This is a genomic window from Kitasatospora atroaurantiaca (assembly GCF_007828955.1).
Lineage (GTDB): Bacteria > Actinomycetota > Actinomycetes > Streptomycetales > Streptomycetaceae > Kitasatospora > Kitasatospora atroaurantiaca.
On sequence record NZ_VIVR01000001.1, the window covers coordinates 1,135,769 to 1,150,964 of the forward strand.

13 protein-coding genes and 1 pseudogene are annotated in these 15,196 nt (G+C 73.7%); 5 read left to right on the top strand and 9 right to left on the bottom strand.

Translation table 11 applies throughout. The features are described 5' to 3' along the window. Positions 1-81 precede the first annotated feature (81 nt). Positions 82-879 carry an ATP-grasp domain-containing protein gene (locus FB465_RS05175; protein ID WP_145788006.1) on the top strand — a complete coding sequence of 266 codons (798 nt, stop codon included), beginning with the start codon at positions 82-84 and terminating at the stop codon, positions 877-879. Here FB465_RS05175 and FB465_RS05180 read toward each other — a convergent pair. Further along, on the bottom strand, positions 872-2,170 hold the full coding sequence (locus tag FB465_RS05180) for an MFS transporter (protein ID WP_145788008.1): 1,299 nt from the start codon (positions 2,168-2,170) through the stop codon (positions 872-874). The genes FB465_RS05175 and FB465_RS05180 overlap by 8 nt on opposite strands. A 71-nt stretch (positions 2,171-2,241) precedes the next feature. On the opposite strand from FB465_RS05180, the gene FB465_RS05185 reads away from it, so the two are divergent. Together FB465_RS05185 and FB465_RS05190 are read left to right on the top strand one after the other, a co-directional pair. Further along, positions 2,242-3,225 carry an ArsR/SmtB family transcription factor gene (locus FB465_RS05185; RefSeq protein ID WP_145788010.1) on the top strand — a complete coding sequence of 328 codons (984 nt, stop codon included), beginning with the start codon at positions 2,242-2,244 and terminating at the stop codon, positions 3,223-3,225. A 53-nt stretch (positions 3,226-3,278) separates the two neighbouring features. Then, complete coding sequence (locus FB465_RS05190) at positions 3,279-4,994, top strand: pentapeptide repeat-containing protein (protein WP_145788012.1); 1,716 nt, start codon at positions 3,279-3,281, stop codon at positions 4,992-4,994. A 42-nt stretch (positions 4,995-5,036) separates the two neighbouring features. Here FB465_RS05190 and FB465_RS05195 read toward each other — a convergent pair. Both FB465_RS05195 and FB465_RS05200 read right to left on the bottom strand, forming a co-directional pair. After that, a pseudogene (locus tag FB465_RS05195) lies at positions 5,037-5,291 on the bottom strand (cytidine deaminase); the annotation flags it as partial. 95 nt (positions 5,292-5,386) lie between these two features. Then, positions 5,387-6,682: a geranylgeranyl reductase family protein gene (locus FB465_RS05200; protein ID WP_145788013.1), complete on the bottom strand. Its 1,296-nt coding sequence runs from the start codon at positions 6,680-6,682 to the stop codon at positions 5,387-5,389. Between the two features lie 115 nt (positions 6,683-6,797). On the opposite strand from FB465_RS05200, the gene FB465_RS05205 reads away from it, so the two are divergent. Beyond that, on the top strand, positions 6,798-8,168 hold the full coding sequence (locus FB465_RS05205) for a dipeptidase (RefSeq protein ID WP_145788015.1): 1,371 nt from the start codon (positions 6,798-6,800) through the stop codon (positions 8,166-8,168). On the opposite strand, the gene FB465_RS05210 is transcribed toward FB465_RS05205, so the two are convergent. The 6 genes from FB465_RS05210 to FB465_RS05235 form a co-directional block, all read right to left on the bottom strand. Then, the gene (locus tag FB465_RS05210; RefSeq protein WP_145788017.1) at positions 8,165-8,950 is read right to left on the bottom strand and encodes a DUF4184 family protein; all 786 of its coding nucleotides are present in this window, start codon (positions 8,948-8,950) and stop codon (positions 8,165-8,167) included. The two genes, FB465_RS05205 and FB465_RS05210, sit on opposite strands and share 4 nt — an antisense overlap. A gap of 108 nt (positions 8,951-9,058) precedes the next feature. Then, positions 9,059-10,117 (bottom strand): NUDIX hydrolase, encoded by a 1,059-nt coding sequence (locus FB465_RS05215; RefSeq protein WP_145788019.1) that lies wholly within the window; start codon positions 10,115-10,117, stop codon positions 9,059-9,061. A gap of 192 nt (positions 10,118-10,309) precedes the next feature. Beyond that, positions 10,310-11,707: an acyl-CoA synthetase gene (locus tag FB465_RS05220; protein ID WP_145788021.1), complete on the bottom strand. Its 1,398-nt coding sequence runs from the start codon at positions 11,705-11,707 to the stop codon at positions 10,310-10,312. A 140-nt stretch (positions 11,708-11,847) separates the two neighbouring features. Then, on the bottom strand, positions 11,848-12,810 hold the full coding sequence (locus FB465_RS05225; protein WP_145788023.1) for an electron transfer flavoprotein subunit alpha/FixB family protein: 963 nt from the start codon (positions 12,808-12,810) through the stop codon (positions 11,848-11,850). Positions 12,811-12,858: 48 nt separating this feature from the next. Next, positions 12,859-13,644, bottom strand: a complete 786-nt coding sequence (locus tag FB465_RS05230) for an electron transfer flavoprotein subunit beta/FixA family protein (protein ID WP_145788025.1) — start codon at positions 13,642-13,644, stop codon at positions 12,859-12,861. Positions 13,645-14,047: 403 nt separating this feature from the next. Beyond that, positions 14,048-14,461, bottom strand: coding sequence for a TlpA family protein disulfide reductase (locus FB465_RS05235; protein ID WP_145788027.1), 414 nt, complete (start codon positions 14,459-14,461; stop codon positions 14,048-14,050). A gap of 270 nt (positions 14,462-14,731) precedes the next feature. Between FB465_RS05235 and FB465_RS05240 the strand changes: the two genes are divergently transcribed. After that, on the top strand, positions 14,732-15,160 hold the full coding sequence (locus FB465_RS05240; RefSeq protein WP_145788029.1) for a DUF4395 domain-containing protein: 429 nt from the start codon (positions 14,732-14,734) through the stop codon (positions 15,158-15,160). Positions 15,161-15,196: the final 36 nt, after the last annotated feature.

The window sequence follows — 15,196 nt, forward strand, 5'->3', positions numbered from 1 at the left end:
AGGCCGACCCCGCCCACAACCAGAGGGCCCGGCGAAAATCCGCTGGTCCGCGCCCTCTCCACTACGGCACCATCGGTCGGCATGACCACCGACCGCCTGCTCCTCCTCGCGCCCCGGATCAACGAGACCGGGCTTCAGCTGCTGACCGCCGCCCGCCGTCGCGGCCTGCGCGCCCACACCGCCCGCAGCTGGCAGGTGCCCGAGGAACTGCGCGGCCCGGGCCCGGCGCACCTGTACGGCGGCCCGCTCTTCGCCGACGCGGTCGGGCAGGATCTCGGCGTCGCCACTCTGGAGGCCCCGGTCGACTGGCTCGCCGCCCTCCCCCGTGAGCTGACGCACCGCCACGTCGAGTGCACCACGCTCGCCGAGGCCCGTCGTCTGCGCCGTCCGGCGTTCCTCAAGCCTCCGGTCGACAAGCTGTTCCCGGCCCGGGTCTACCCCGACGGCAGCGGGCTGCCGGGGCCGGACGCGCTGGACGACGACACCCTGGTCCTGGTCAGCGACATCGTGGCGTTCCGGCGCGAGTACCGCCTCTTCGTCCTCGACGGCGCGGTGCACACGGCGAGCCGGTACGCGGTGGACGGTGCCCTGGACGTGGCGCCGCTCGGCGAGGATCCGGACGGGCGGGAGGCGCTCGCCTTCGCGGCCGACGTCCTGTCGGCCTGCGCCGAGGGTCTGCCGAGCGCGACCGTGGTCGACATCGGCCCGACGGCCGCCGGCTGGGCCGTGGTGGAGGCGAATCCGGCCTGGGCCAGCGGCGGTTACGCCTGCGACCCGGACCGGGTGCTGGACGTCGTCCTGCGGGCGGCCGGCCCGGCCACCGAGGTGGCGGCCGCGGACCGGCCGTACTGCCGGGAGCTGCCCGCCGTGGTCAGGTGACGGGCAGGGCGGACGGGGTGGACAGGGCACTCCGCCGCTGCGCCCAGCGGACGGTCGGGCCCATGGCCAGCCCGCTCGCCGCGAAGAGCCCGGCCAGCAGGGCCCAGCCGAGCAGGCCCTGCCCGATCACCGCGGTGGTGATCAGGGCGGGGCCCAGCATCAGGGCCGCCGACATCCCGGCGTTGAAGACCCCCTGGTACGCGCCATGGGCGCCCTCGCCCGCCAGGTCGTAACTCAGCGCCCAGCCGGCCGCCTGGGAGAACACCTCGCCGAGCGCCTGCAGCCCGACGCCGGCCAGCACCAGCACGGCGGCGACGACGGCGGGAACGCCGTGGGCGAACCCGAGCACCAGACAGGAGGCGGCCACCAGCAGCCCGCCCTTGCCGAAGACCCTGGCCGCCACGCCCGGCTGCTCGGTGCCCTTGGTGGCCCGGACCTGGAGGGCCACCACCAGCACGGTGTTGACGATCAGTGAGCCGGCGACCATGACGCGCGGCGCCTCGGTGTGCTTGACGATCCAGAGCGGCACTCCGACCTCCAGCATGGCGAACTGCAGGACGAGCAGGGCGTTGAGCACGGTCACCACGAGGAAGGGAAGGTTGCGCAGCGCGGGGTTCCGTCCGGCCGCCCCGGTGGAGGCGGCCTCCGAACGGGCCGTGCGCGCGGTCACCGGGACCATCGCGTACATGGCCGCCACCACGGCGAAGGAGACCACGTCGGCGAGGAAGGCCACGACGTACGCCGACCTGGTGTCGGCCTGCAGGGCGAGCGCGGCAAGCGCGGTGCCCGCACCGATGCCGACGTTGGTGACGACCCGGAGATAGGCGCGGCCCGCCACCCGCCGGTCGGCGGGCAGCACCTCGGCGTACAGCGTCGCGCGCACCGCCGCCGAACCACGGTCGGCCGCGGTCACCAGGCAGGCGAGCAGGACGAAGGCGGTGAACTCGTGCACCAGCACGTACCCGGTCGTGCCGACCGCCTCGACGGTGACCAGCGTGACCAGCACCGGCTTGCTGCCCCACCGGTCGGCGGCCCGCCCCGCGGGGACGCTCGCGAGCACGCCGCACAGCCCGGCGGCGGTGAGGCCGATGCCGACCTGGGCCGCGCCGAAGCCGAGGACGCGGGTGAAGAAGAGGACGCTGAGCGTCATGAAGAGGCCGTTGCCCAGGCAGTTGACCAGGGTGATCCGGGCCAGGCGGCGGACCATCGGGTCCGGGTGGAGGAAGCGGGAGGGCGGGGCTGACGGATCGGCAGGGGCTGGGGCAGGGGAGGAGGAAGCGGTGGCGGTCATGGAGTCGATCACATCGGGTACGCCGCATCCTCGGAACTGATTTAGGCTATGGCTAACTCCTGGGGGCCCAAATGCACCGATTCCGACTCGGCCTCGCCGATCTCGCCGCCGCCTCGTTCGCCTGCTCGTCGCTGCAGGAGGCGGTGCTGAGCCTGCGGATGTGGACGCACCCGGGTGTGTACCCGCAGCAGACGGCCTGGTTCGAGCGGATCCGGCCGGAGTTCGAGCGGCTGGACACCGCCCTCCTGTGCGCGCTCGTCGCCACGAACCGTTACATCCCGGACTTCCTGACGCCGCGTCCGACGACGCCGTTCCCCGACTTCCCGTCCGAACTCGCGGTCGTCCGGGCGACACCGCCCCGGCTGCTGCAGGGCGAACTGGAGCGCGCCTACCTGCCGCACGACCGGGAGATCCCGGCGCCGCTGGCGGCGGGTCTGGACGACCCGGCGCGACTGCTGGCACAGATCACCGACGCCGTCGAGGAGTACTGGGAACGCTGCCTCCTCGCCTCCGGCTGGTGGCCGCGCGCCCGGTCGCTGCTGCACGCCGACGTCGTCCACCGCTCCCGCATCCTGGCCGAGCGGGGTGCGGCGGCGCTCTTCGCGGATCTGGACGCGCGGCTGCGCTGGGAGGAAGGGGTCCTGACGATCCGCCGGGACTGGGCACCCGGCGATGCGGACGTGGTGGTGGACGGACGCGGGCTGGTCTTCATACCGACCTGCTTCGCCCGGGGCGCCATCACCTCGATCAGCGACGAGCACCCACCGGTGATCACGTACCCGGCACGCGGCCAGGCCTCGATGGTGGGGGCACCGCAACCGCCGCCCACCCCGCAGGCGCTCGAACAGCTCCTCGGCACCCCGAAGGCCCGGCTGTTGGCGATGCTGGAGGAGCCCGCCTCCACCACCGAGCTGGCCGCCCGCCTCGGCGTGACACCGGGCGCCGTCAGCCAGCACCTGGCGGTCCTGTTCGCCACCCGGCTGGTCACCCGGGCCCGGCACGGCCGGGTGGTGCTGTACCTGCGCAGCCCGCTCGGCGACGAGTTGTACGGCTGAGCCTGTTTCAGAACCCGGGGCCACCGGTGCACTTCTAGGGCAGGATGGCCGGCATGGCCCGTACATCCGTTCCCTCCAACCCCGCCGTACCGAGCCGGCTCGGCACTCTCTCGGCGACCGAACGCAGGGTCTGGCGAGCCTTCCCGCACGGGGAGTCGGTCGATCTGCGCACCGGTGACCCGGCCGTGGACGATCCGGCCGCCGCCGACTGCTGGCCGGCCGACCGCGCCGTACGAGGCGAGGTGATCGCCGCCCTGCTGCTCGGCGCCTGCCCGGCCGCGGTCGGAGCCGTGGCAGCGCTCCGGCTCATCGGCGCGCGGATCACCGGTGAGCTCCGCATCGACCACGGGCAGGTCTCCTCCCTCCTCCTGTTGCAGGGGTGCCGGTTCGACGGGCCGATCGATCTCGACGGCGCCGTCACCGAATCGATCGACCTGAGGGGGTGTCATCTGACGACCCTCAGCGCGTACGGCGCCCACGTACGCGGCACCCTGGACCTGCGCGACACGGTGGTGACCGGCGGCGACCGTGCCGTCCACGCCGACGGCATCCGGATCGACGGCAGTCTGCTCGCCCACCAGGCGGTGGTGACAGGGGCGGTCAACCTGATCAACGCACAGATCGGCGGCCGGGTCACCTTCATCGACGCGCAGCTGATCAACACGGCCCCTGACGGTAAGTCGCTCAACGCCGGCGGCATGAGGGTCGGGCGGAGCCTGATGGCCCAGGGGCTCAGGACGGCGGGAGAGCTGCGGATACCCGGCGCGCACATCGGCAGCTCACTGCTGCTGACCGGTGCGACGCTGGACGGCCTCGGCCGGTCCGCGCTGCACGGCGAAGCCCTGACGGTCGCCAGCGAGGTCTCCTTCCGTCCGCGCCGGGCGGAGGGGGAAGAGCCGCGGTACTTCACCGCCGTCGGTTCGGTGCGCGTGCCGGGAGCGAGGTTCGGGAGCGACCTGCAGCTCAGCGGGGCGCGGCTCACCCCCGCAGCCGGCGAGCCTGCCCTCCAAGCCGACCGCGTGGTCGTCCAGGGCAGCCTGCACCTCGACGCCGGCTTCCGCACCGAGGGCGAGATCGAGTTGACCGGGGCCCGCGTCGCGGGGCACCTGGAGCTGACCGGTATGGACAGCCCGAACGCCCTGCTGACGCTCTACGCGGCAAGCGTCGAAGGCGGCATCCGCGACGAACTCGACGCGTGGCCCTGCCGGTTGAATCTCGACGGCTTCACCTACGGCCCGTTCGGCGAGTACGTCGAGGCGACCCGGCGACTGCCGCTGCTCAGGCGCCAGATCCAGCGGTCCGACGGCATGGTCGGCGGCTTCCGCGCCCAGCCGTACGAGCAGTTGGCCGCCTACTACCGCTCACTCGGCAACGACGGCGAGGCACGGACGGTACTGCTCGCCAAGCAGCGGGCCCTGCGCGCCAAGCTGCCGTGGTGGCGGCGGATACCCGGCCACCTGCTCGACCTGGCGGTCGGCTACGGCTACCGGCCGCTGCGCGCGATCGGCTGGGCGATCGGTCTGCTGGCGGCGAGCAGCGCGTACTTCAGCCGGGTGACGCCCGTACGCGTCAACACCGAGGACTCCTCGGTGTTCAACCCGGTGCTGTACGCCGCCGACCACCTGGTCCCGGTCATCCGGTTCGGCCAGCCCGACGTCTGGCAGTACCACGGCGCTCCCGCCGTGGTCACGGCCGTGCTGACGGTACTGGGCTGGACCCTCGGGATCGCGATCGCCGCGGCTGCGACCCGTACCTTCACCCGCAATTAGTGCCGCATCCGGCACCGTTCGCCCTGGTGCCGTGTGGCGCTGTCAGCTCGTGCCGAGTGGCGCGGTCTGCTCAGCGTCGAGCTGGTGGTCGGCCCAGACATAGCTCTCGGGGAGCAGGTCGGTGATGGCGAGGGTCCGGAGGCGGTCGTCCGCACCGACGATGACCTTGAGGGCCGGGAAGTAGTCGAGGAGGACCTGTCGGCATCGGCCGCACGGGGGAACCACACCCCGATCGCGGTCGCCCGCGGCGACGATCGTGTCCAGCTCGTAGACACCCTGGGCGGCTGCCGCGCCGAGCCGACGGGGCGAACGTTGCCCGATGCGGCGCCGGCTTCCGGGACAGGCTGCGGGAAGGGCCCCGGCCCCGGAGCCCTTCCCGCAGGCCGGCCGCCTCAGCGCGCCGCGATCGCCGCCAGCTTGCGCGCGGCCCGGTAGTCCCGCATCACCTGGGCGAAGGTGGTGTGGCCCTGGGTGGTCCGGGCGAAGGCCCGCCAGGCCGGGGTGACCAGGCAGACCGCCGCGTGGAACAGGTGCGGCCGGCGCTCGAAGGCCCCCAGCATCACCTTGCCCGCGCGCATCTCCACGCCGAGCCCGGCCTTGATCGCGAACGCGTAGTTGAGCGCCTGCCGCCGCACGTCGGCCGGGCCGCTCGCCTCGGCGACCTTCACCGCCCACTCGCCCGCCAGCCGGCCCGAGCGCAGCGCGTACGAGATGCCCTCGCGCGTCCACGGCTCCAGCAGGCCGGCCGCGTCGCCGGCGACCAGGACCCGGCCGCGCGAGAGCGGCGAGTCCTCGGCACGGCAGCGGGTCAGGTGGCCGGACTCGATGCTCGGGGTGAAGCCGGACAGGCCCAACTGCCGGATGTAGTCGGCCAGGTACTGCTTGGTCCGCTCGCCGTCGCCGCGTGCCGAGATCACGCCCACGGTGAGCGTCCCCGAGTCGGTCTTCGGGAAGACCCAGCCGTACGAGCCCGGCAGCGGGCCCCAGTCGAGGTGGATCCGGCCGGACCAGTACCGGGAGACGGACTCCGGCACCGGGATCTCGGCCTCCAGGCCCAGGTCGATCTGGTCGAACGTCACCCCGACGTGCCGGCCGATCCGGCTGGCGCTGCCGTCCGCGCCGACCACCGCGCGGGCCTCGATGCGCCGCCCGTCCGCGGTGGTGACGGCCACCGTCCGCTGGTCGCTGCCCTGCTGCTCGACGCCGCTGACGGTGACCCCGGTGACCAGCACCGCACCGGCCTGCTCGGCGGCCTGCACCAGGCGCAGGTCGAACTCGTCGCGGTTGACCAGGCCGAAGAGCATCCGCTTCGAGCGCCGGGTGCGGGTGAACCGGCCGCCCAGCGCGAAGGTGACCGCGTGGATCCGGTCCTGCAGCGGCAGCTTGAAGTCCGGCGGCAGGCTGTCCCGGGACGGGCCGATGATGCCGCCGCCGCAGGTCTTGTAGCGGGGGTGCTCGGCCTTGTCGAGGAGCAACACACGGCGGCCCTGGAGGGCAGCGGCGTACGCGGCCGAGGAACCGGCCGGTCCCGCACCCACCACGACCACGTCCCAGACGCCGTCGAGCGGGTCGGGCCCGGCGGACCCGGAGTCGTGGGCGACGGAGTCGGTCTCGGGACCGGCGGAGTCGGCCGAGTCGGTGGGGCGGTCGAGGCGGTCCTGGCCGAGGGAGCTACCGGAGTCAGTCACGGGCAGCAATCTTAGTGGGCACGCCCCGCCCGGCCGCCAGCCTCCTCCGCACCCGATGCCTATGATCGTGGAATCAATCACCCTTCCGTTCCCCGAACACCCCTCGGAGAAGCTGATGACCCAGCAGCCCCTGGCGGCGGCCGTCCGATCCCTGATGCCGCGCGCCAAGGCCGACCTGGCCGAGCTGGTGGCCTTCCCTTCCGTCGCCGACCCCCGGCAGTTCCCGGTCGAGGAGTGCGAGAAGGCCGCTCGCTGGGTCGCCGAGGCCTTCGCCGCGGAGGGCCTGACGGGCGTTCGGCTGCTGGACACCCCCGACGGCACCCAGTCGGTGTACGCCGAGCTGCCGGGCCCGGCCGGCGCGCCGACCGTGCTGCTGTACTCGCACTACGACGTGCAGCCGCCGCTGGACGAGAGTGGCTGGCTGAGCCCGGCGTTCGAGCTGACCGAGCGTGACGGCCGCTGGTACGGACGCGGCGCGGCCGACTGCAAGGGCAACATCCTGATGCACCTGACGGCCCTGCGGGCGCTGCGCGAGGTCGACGGCGCCTTCCCGGTCGGCCTGAAGGTGATCGTCGAGGGCTCGGAGGAGCAGGGCACCGGCGGTCTCGAGCGCTACGCCGAGGCCCACCCCGAGCTGCTCACCGCCGATGTGATCGTGATCGGCGACGCCGGGAACTTCGCCCCCGGCCTGCCCACCGTGACCGCCTCGCTGCGCGGCATGACCGTGGTCGAGATCGCCGTCTCCACACTGGCCGGCAACCTGCACTCGGGCGCCTTCGGCGGCGCCGCCCCGGACGCACTGCAGGCGCTGGTCCGCGTCCTCGCCACCCTGCACGACGAGCTCGGCGACGTCGCGGTGAAGGGACTCCGGGCCGACCAGACCTGGCCGGGAGTGGAGTACCCGGACGCGAAGTTCCGGGACGACGCCAAGGTGCTGGACGGGGTCGCCCTGACCGGCACCGGCAGCGTCGCGGACCGGCTCTGGGCCCGGCCCTCGGTGACCGTCCTGGGCATCGACGCGCCACCGGTGATCGGCGCGACCTCCTCCGTCCAGGCGAGCGCGAAGGCCCTGGTCAGCCTGCGGATCCCGCCGGGCATGGAGCTGAAGGGCGCTCAGGACGCCCTGGTCGCCCACCTGGAGGCGGCCGTCCCGTTCGGTGCGCAGGCCAGGGTGACCCGGCTCAGCGGCGGCGAGCCGTTCAGCGCCGACACCTCGGGCCCGGCGTACGAGGCGATGGGCGAGGCGATGCAGGAGGCGTTCGGGGTCGCGATGGTCGCGTCCGGCGAGGGCGGCTCCATCCCGCTCTGCAACACGCTGCGCACGCTCTACCCGCAGACGGAGATCGTGCTGATCGGCGTGGAGGAGCCCACCACCCAGATCCATGCGGTCAACGAGAGCGTGGACCCGGTGGAGCTGGAGCGGATGGCCCTCGCCGAGGCACTGTTCCTCCGCCGCTACGCGGAGCTGACGAAGGCGAACGCCTAGGCGGAGGCGTGGCGGCGGCGCCGCGACACGGTCCGGAACAGCCGGGCCGTCGTCGCGTACGCCACCGCGCCCACGGCGAGGCCGGCGCCGCCGCCGAAGCAGAACTCGGCGATCCGCTCGCGGTCGCTCCGAGTGAGCCGGTGAGCCGCCCCGGCCGCCGTCGCCCCGGCCATCGCCGCGACCCCGGCCCGGCGCACGGCCGGGTGCGGGCGGTGCGTCCCGGGTGGCCGGGCGGTGTCCGCCTCGGCCGCCACCCGTACGGCGTAGCGCGCGACGTACCCGAGTGCGACGGCGGAGCTGGCGTACTGCAGGACGGTGTGGAGCGGCACCCCCGCGAGCGGACGGTTCAGTACGGGGAACGCCCTGACCCCGGCCCGGTCTTCGTGGGTGAAGGAGTCCCAGCCGACGTGCGTGGCCGCCCCGACGGCGGCGGATACGGCGAACCACGCCGGGCTGCCGTCCCCGCGGCCCGAGGGCGCGGTGACCGCCTCGGCGGCCGCCGCCCAGCGACCGGGGAGGAGGGCCAGCAGCGGAGCGCGTACCCACCCATGCCAGGCCGCCACCAGCCCGCCCGCGATCGCCACGTCAACGGTCGGCACCGCCCACCACCGGTGCGTCACCGCGCCGTGCCGGTAGCTGCCGGGCAGCAGCGAGTCGGCGAAGTACGGCAGATCCGGTGCCATCGCCCCGGCGACGAGGGCGGAGGCGATCAACGGCCCCCGGCCGGCCGCACCCCTGAGCAGCGGCAGAACGGCAGCGGGATGGCTGAGCGTGAACGGCATACGCCCATCCTGCCCTGCGAAGGCGCCCGTGCCCGCGCACCGGGCCACGTGCCCGCCCGACCGCCCGACCGACCGTCCGACCGTCCGTCCGACCGGCAGGCCCGACCGTCAGCCCGCCGCGGCTGCGCCGACGGCCGCGGGCAGCCCGGCCTCCAGGTAGCGCAGCTCCCCGCGCTCGCGCGCGTCGAGCGCGGCGGCGAGCCGGCGCAGGCGCCCGGCGGGCAGCAGGCCCGCGGCCTCGTCCAAGGTGACGAACCGCCAGCCGCGCAGCTCCTCGGCCGGCAGCCGTAGCCCGGCCCTCGCGGCGTCGTCGAGCCGGCCGCCGTCGTAGACCAGCCGCAGGCCGCCCTGGCGCGGGCCGGTCCGCGGCTCCCAGTCCACCGCGAGCAGCCGCAGCGCGGGCGCCTCCAGACGCAGGCCCAGCTCCTCCGCCGTCTCGCGCAGCGCCGCGTCCGTGGGTGCCTCGCCACGCTCGACCACCCCGCCCGGGAACTCCCACGAGGGCTTGTAGACCGGGTCCACCAGGAGCACCCGGTCCTGCTCGTCGAAGAGCAGCACGGCCGCGGCCACCGTGTCGCCCGTCGAGTCGGCACTCTGCACGATCGGACAGCGGGCGGCGCCGTCCTTGACCAGCTCGGCCAGGCGCTCGGCGGTCTGGCGCGGGGTCAGGTCGCCGGTGTCGACCAGCTGTGCGTCCCGGCTGAGCCAGCGTCTGGCGGACCGGTACTGCGAGAGGTGCTCCCGGCACCACTCTCGCACCCGGGCGCTACCGTCGGGATCGTCCGGGCACTCCTCCCGTTCGGCTATGCGTTGGCGCAGGATCGTTTCCTCAGGGTCAAGGACGAAGTGGTGCACCGCCAGCCCGCGCGCGGCGAGCGCGCCGAAGATCTCGTCCCGGTAGTCCTCGCGCAGCAGGGTCATCGGCACCACCAGCGGGCCGGGGACCTCGCTGAGGAGCGCCGCCGCGACCTCGGGCACCAACCGCCGCCAGGACGGCAGGTCCTGGAAGTCGGAGACCGGCGACATCCGGTCCGCGGGAAGCATCCGGCGCAGCCCGTACCCGACCAGCTCCGGGTCGTACAGGAGGCTCCCGGGCAGCAACTCCACCAGCTCACGGCAGGCGCTCGTCTTGCCCGCCCCGAATGTGCCATTGACCCAGACGATCACAGCGTCCCCTGCCCTCATCTCGCCCCGGCGCCCACCGCTCGGGGTGGCGCGGGCCGTACGCCCGGCCTGCGCCACCCCAGGTGGTACCCGCGCCCGCCCCTTGCCCATACCTGGCCGCCCGCCGCACCGTCACTTCCCGGCCGTGCGGCATGTGTCAGCCGCAACCACGCGGTGCTCTCACGCCAGGTCGATTCACGCCAGGTCGAGCAGCTGCTTCTTCAGCACCTTGCCCATGGCGTTGCGCGGCAGCTCGTCGACCAGCACCACGCGGCGGGGCCGCTTGTGCACGGACAGCCGCTCGGCCACGAAGGCGGTGAGCTGGTCGCCCGTCACCGGCCCGTCCGCGATCACGTACGCCACCACGGCCTGCCCGAGGTCGGTGTCCGGCGCGCCGACCACCGCCGCGTCGGCGACGGCCGGGTGGTCGCGCAGGGCGGCCTCCACCTCGCCGGCGCCGATCCGGTAGCCGCCGCTCTTGATCAGGTCGACCGAGGCCCGGCCGACGATCCGGTGGAATCCGTCCGGGCCGATCACCGCGACGTCGCCGGTCCGGAACCAGCCGTCGGCCGTCCAGGCCTCCGCGTTGGCGTCCGGCCGGTGGAGGTACCCTGCGAACAGGGTCGGCCCGGCGACCTGCAGCTCGCCGACCGTCTCGCCGTCGTGCGGGACGGGTGCGCCGTCCTCGCCGACCAGCCGGGTCCGTACGCCGTCCAGCGGCAGACCGACGCTCCCCGGCCTGCGTTCGCCGTCTGCCCTGGTGCTGACGGTGATCAGCGACTCGGTCATCCCGTACCGCTCGATCGGGGCCTGGCCGGTGAGCGCCACCAGGCGCTCGAAGACCGGCACCGGCAGCGGTGCGCTGCCCGAGACCAGCAGCCGCGCCGAGTGCAGTGCCGCCGCCGACTCCGCGTCGTTCGCGATCCGGGACCAGACGGTGGGCACCCCGAAGTACAGGCTGCCCCGCGCCGCGGCGTACGCCTCCGGCGTGGGCCGGCCGGTGTGCACCAGGCGGCTTCCCGTCCGCAGGGCGCCGAGCACGCCCAGCACCAGGCCGTGCACGTGGAACAGCGGCAGTCCGTGCGCCAGCGTGTCCTCGGCCGTCCACTGCCAGGCGTCCGCGAGCCCGTCAAGCCCGGCTGCGACGGCCGAGCGCGGAATCAGCGCACCCTTGGGCGCGCCGGTGGTGCCCGAGGTGTAGAGCACGAAGGCCGTGCGCTCCGGCGCGGGCTCGGCGTACGAGCTCCCCGAACGCGCCGTCAGCTCCACGGGTACCGGTTCCAGCCCCTCCTCGGCCGCGCCGCCCGCGAGCAGCGTCGCCCCCGAGTCCCGCAGGATGTGCTCCCGCTCCTTCGGCCCGGAGTCGGGCGGGAGTGGCACGACCGGTACGCCGGCGAGCAGGCCGCCCACCACGGCCGCCACCGTCTCGGCCGTCGGCCGGGCCAGTACGGCGAGCGCCGGCGCGCCCGCCACCCGGTCCGCCACCGCCGTCGCCGCGCCGAGCAGCTGCTCGCGCGACATCGCGTACCCGTCGATCCGCAGCGCGTCGGCGGCATCGCCGTACGCACCCTCAAGTGCCGTCAGCAGTCCCATGCCTCCGGACTCTACGCGGTGGCTCGGCCGCCGGGCCGGGAACACCGATGGGCGTTTCGGGGGCCGCGTCGGAACGCCGAAGGGCGCGGTCCCCCGAACGGGGAACCGCGCCCTTCTGTCAGCTGAGCCGACTGCGCCGGTCAGCCCTTGCGGGCCTTGACCTCGGCGGTGAGCTGGGGGAGGACGGTGAACAGGTCGCCGACCACGCCGTAGTCGACGAGTTCGAAGATCGGGGCCTCGGGGTCCTTGTTGATGGCCACGATGGTCTTCGAGGTCTGCATGCCGGCCCGGTGCTGGATCGCGCCGGAGATGCCCGCCGCGACGTACAGCTGCGGGGAGACCTGCTTGCCGGTCTGGCCGACCTGGTTGGTGTGCGGGTACCAGCCCGCGTCCACCGCGGCCCGCGAGGCACCGACGGCCGCGCCCAGCGCGTCCGCGAGCTCCTCGACCACGCCGAAGCCCTCCGCCGCACCCACGCCACGCCCGCCGGAGACCACGATCGCGGCCTCGGTCAGCTCGGGGCGGCCGGAGGAGACCCGCGGGGTGCGGGCGACGACCGTGGCCGCGTTGCCGGTGAACGCCACCGTGACGTTCTCCACCGCGCCGGCCGCCGGGGCCGCCTCGGGGGCCACCGCGTTCGGCTTCACCGTGATCACCGGCACGCCGTGCGACACCCTCGACTTCACCTGGAACGACGCGGCGAACACCGACTGGGTGGCGACCGGACCACCGTCGCCGGCCTCCAGGTCCACCGCGTCGGTGATGATGCCCGAACCCAGCCGCAGCGCGACGCGTGCGGCGACCTCCTTGCCCTCGCCGGAGGAGGTGACGAGCACCGCGGCCGCGTCGGCGGCCTTGGCGATCTGGGCGAGCGCGTCGACCTTGGGGACGACCAGCTGGTCGGCGAACTCGGCGCCGTCGGCGACGTACACCTTGGCCGCGCCGAACTCGCCGGCCTTGGCGGCGATGTCGGCGGCGGCCGCACCGGCGCCCAGCACCACCGCGGCGGGCTCGCCGATGCGGCGGGCCAGGGTCAGCAGTTCCAGGGCCGGCTTGCGGACCACACCGTCGGCGTGGTCCACGAGAACCAGGATCTCAGCCATGATTCGTTGCTCCTGATCGATCGTGAAATTGGCGCTAACGGCGGTCGGTTAGATGAACTTCTGGGCGGCGAGGTAGGCGGCGAGCTGCTTGCCGCCCTCACCCTCGTCCTTGACGATGGTGCCCGCGGTGCGCGGCGGGCGGGCCGTGATGGTCTCCACCGCGGTCCACGCGCCGGCCAGGCCGACCTCGCCCGCGTCGATGCCCAGGTCGTCCAGGTCGTACTCGGTGACCGGCTTCTTCTTCGCCGCCATGATGCCCTTGAAGGACGGGTAGCGGGCCTCACCGGACTGGTCGGTGACCGAGATGACCGCGGGCAGCTCCGCCTGCAGCTCCTCGGTGGCCGCGTCGCCGTCCCGGCGGCCCTTCACCGTGGTCCCCTCGACCGTCACCTCGGACAGCAGGGTCACCTGCGGCACCCCCAGGCGCTCGGCCAGCAGCGCCGGCAGCACACCCATCGTGCCGTCGGTCGAGGCCATGCCGCCGACCACCAGGTCGAACCCGGTCTTCTCCAGCGCCTTCGCGATGATCCCCGAGGTGGCGATCACGTCCGAACCGTGGATGTCGTCGTCGTTCACGTGAACGGCCTTGTCCGCACCCATCGACAACGCCTTGCGCAGCGCGTCCTTGGCATCGTCCGGCCCCACGGTCAGCACGGTCACCTCGGCATCACCGTGCGCCTCCGCGATCCGCAGCGCCTGCTCCACGCCGTACTCGTCCAGCTCCGACAGGAGGCCGTCCACGCCCTCCCGGTCGGTGGTGGTGTCGTCCGCGAAGCGACGGTCACCGGTCGCGTCGGGCACGTACTTCACACAGACAACGATCCTCAAGCTCACGGCCTGTCTCCTGTACTGGTCTCGTCCGGCGGCTGCGGCTGTGCAAGCGGGTACTGGGCCGCCTTGGGGAAAGGCGCACTCCAGGCCCACTCCGGGCAGCGTATTCCTGTGCCCGTCCGGAACTTCCTGGCAGCATACTCGCGAGTAGCTTAGCCGTCACTACTGGCCAGTAGCTTAGCGCTGCCGGGTCCCGGCCGAGCGTCCCGCACCTCCCGTCCGCGCTGGCGGAGAGGGGTACGGGACGGCTGCACTGCCGTCTGCGCCCATCCTGCCTCAGCCGAGGCCCGGGACCACCTGACTGGGCAGCAGATCGACTGTGAGATTGAACGGTCTTGACAAGATTCACCTGGCCGGACGGTCCCTCAGTCCTTGAGCCCGGCAGTCCTACAGTCCTTGGCCGGCTTCATATCGCCTCGCCGAGCGCCGCGATCACATCCGCCCGGCGCGGCTGCCCGGCCGCCCGGCGGATCACCCGTCCGGTCGCGTCCAGCACCAGGACGGTCGGAGTCCGCAGGATGTCCAGGCGCCGTACCAACTCGAGGCGCTCCTCGGCGTCGATCTCGACGTGCGCCACGCCGTCCACCATCTCGGCGACCTCCGCCAGAACGCGGCGGGTCGCCCGGCAGGGCTGGCAGAACGCCGTAGAGAACTGCACCAGCGTGGCCCGCGCCCCCAGCTCCTCCCCCAGCTCCGCCTCCGAGAGCCGGACGGCCCCGTCCTTCGTGCGCACCCGCAGCCTCCCGTCACGCCAGGCCCGCAGCAGCCCGAACGCGCTCGCCAGCACGAGCACCGCAACACACACCACCAAGCCGGTCATCGCTCCAGTGTGCGGCACTTCACCGCGGGGGCGGGGCGTGGGGGCGGGCGTACAAAGGGGATCGGGGGGTGTCCGGGTGTCGAAACAGCGTGCCGGACGGCAGTACCATCACGCCCGTGGACTCCCTCGAGCGACACCGACACCGACCCGGGCCGCGGCTGACCAGCCGCCGCGTGGTCGACCTGTGCCGGGCCACCGCGTCGCGCTGTCGCTGACCGCTCTCTCCCATCCCTCCCCCCTTTCTTCCCGCCGCTCTGCCCCGGAGTCCCCATGCAGATCGACCCGCGCGGCCCTCGCTTCGCCGCCGTCCTCACCACCGTCGTCCTCGCCGCCGTACTGATCACCGGTAGCGGCCGGCTGCTCGCCGCCCAGGCCGTCGTCTTCGCCGTCGGCAGTCTCGCCGGCCTGCAGTACTCGCCGTACGGCTGGCTGTACCGCACCCTGGTAAGGCCCCGCCTCGGCGCGCCCCGCGAACTGGAGGACGCCCGCCCGCCCCGGTTCGCGCAGGGAGTGGGCCTCGCGTTCGCGGTGATCGGCACCGTCGGCTATCTGTCAGGTCTGTCCTGGCTCGGCCTCACGGCCACCGCCTTCGCCCTCGGCGCCGCGTTCCTCAACGCCGCCTTCGGCTACTGCCTGGGCTGCGAGATGTATCTGCTGCTGCGGCGCGGCCAGGCCCGGCTCGGCACCACCGGGCGGTAGGCCGGACCGGCCTGCGGACCAAGCCCGTGGGCCCGT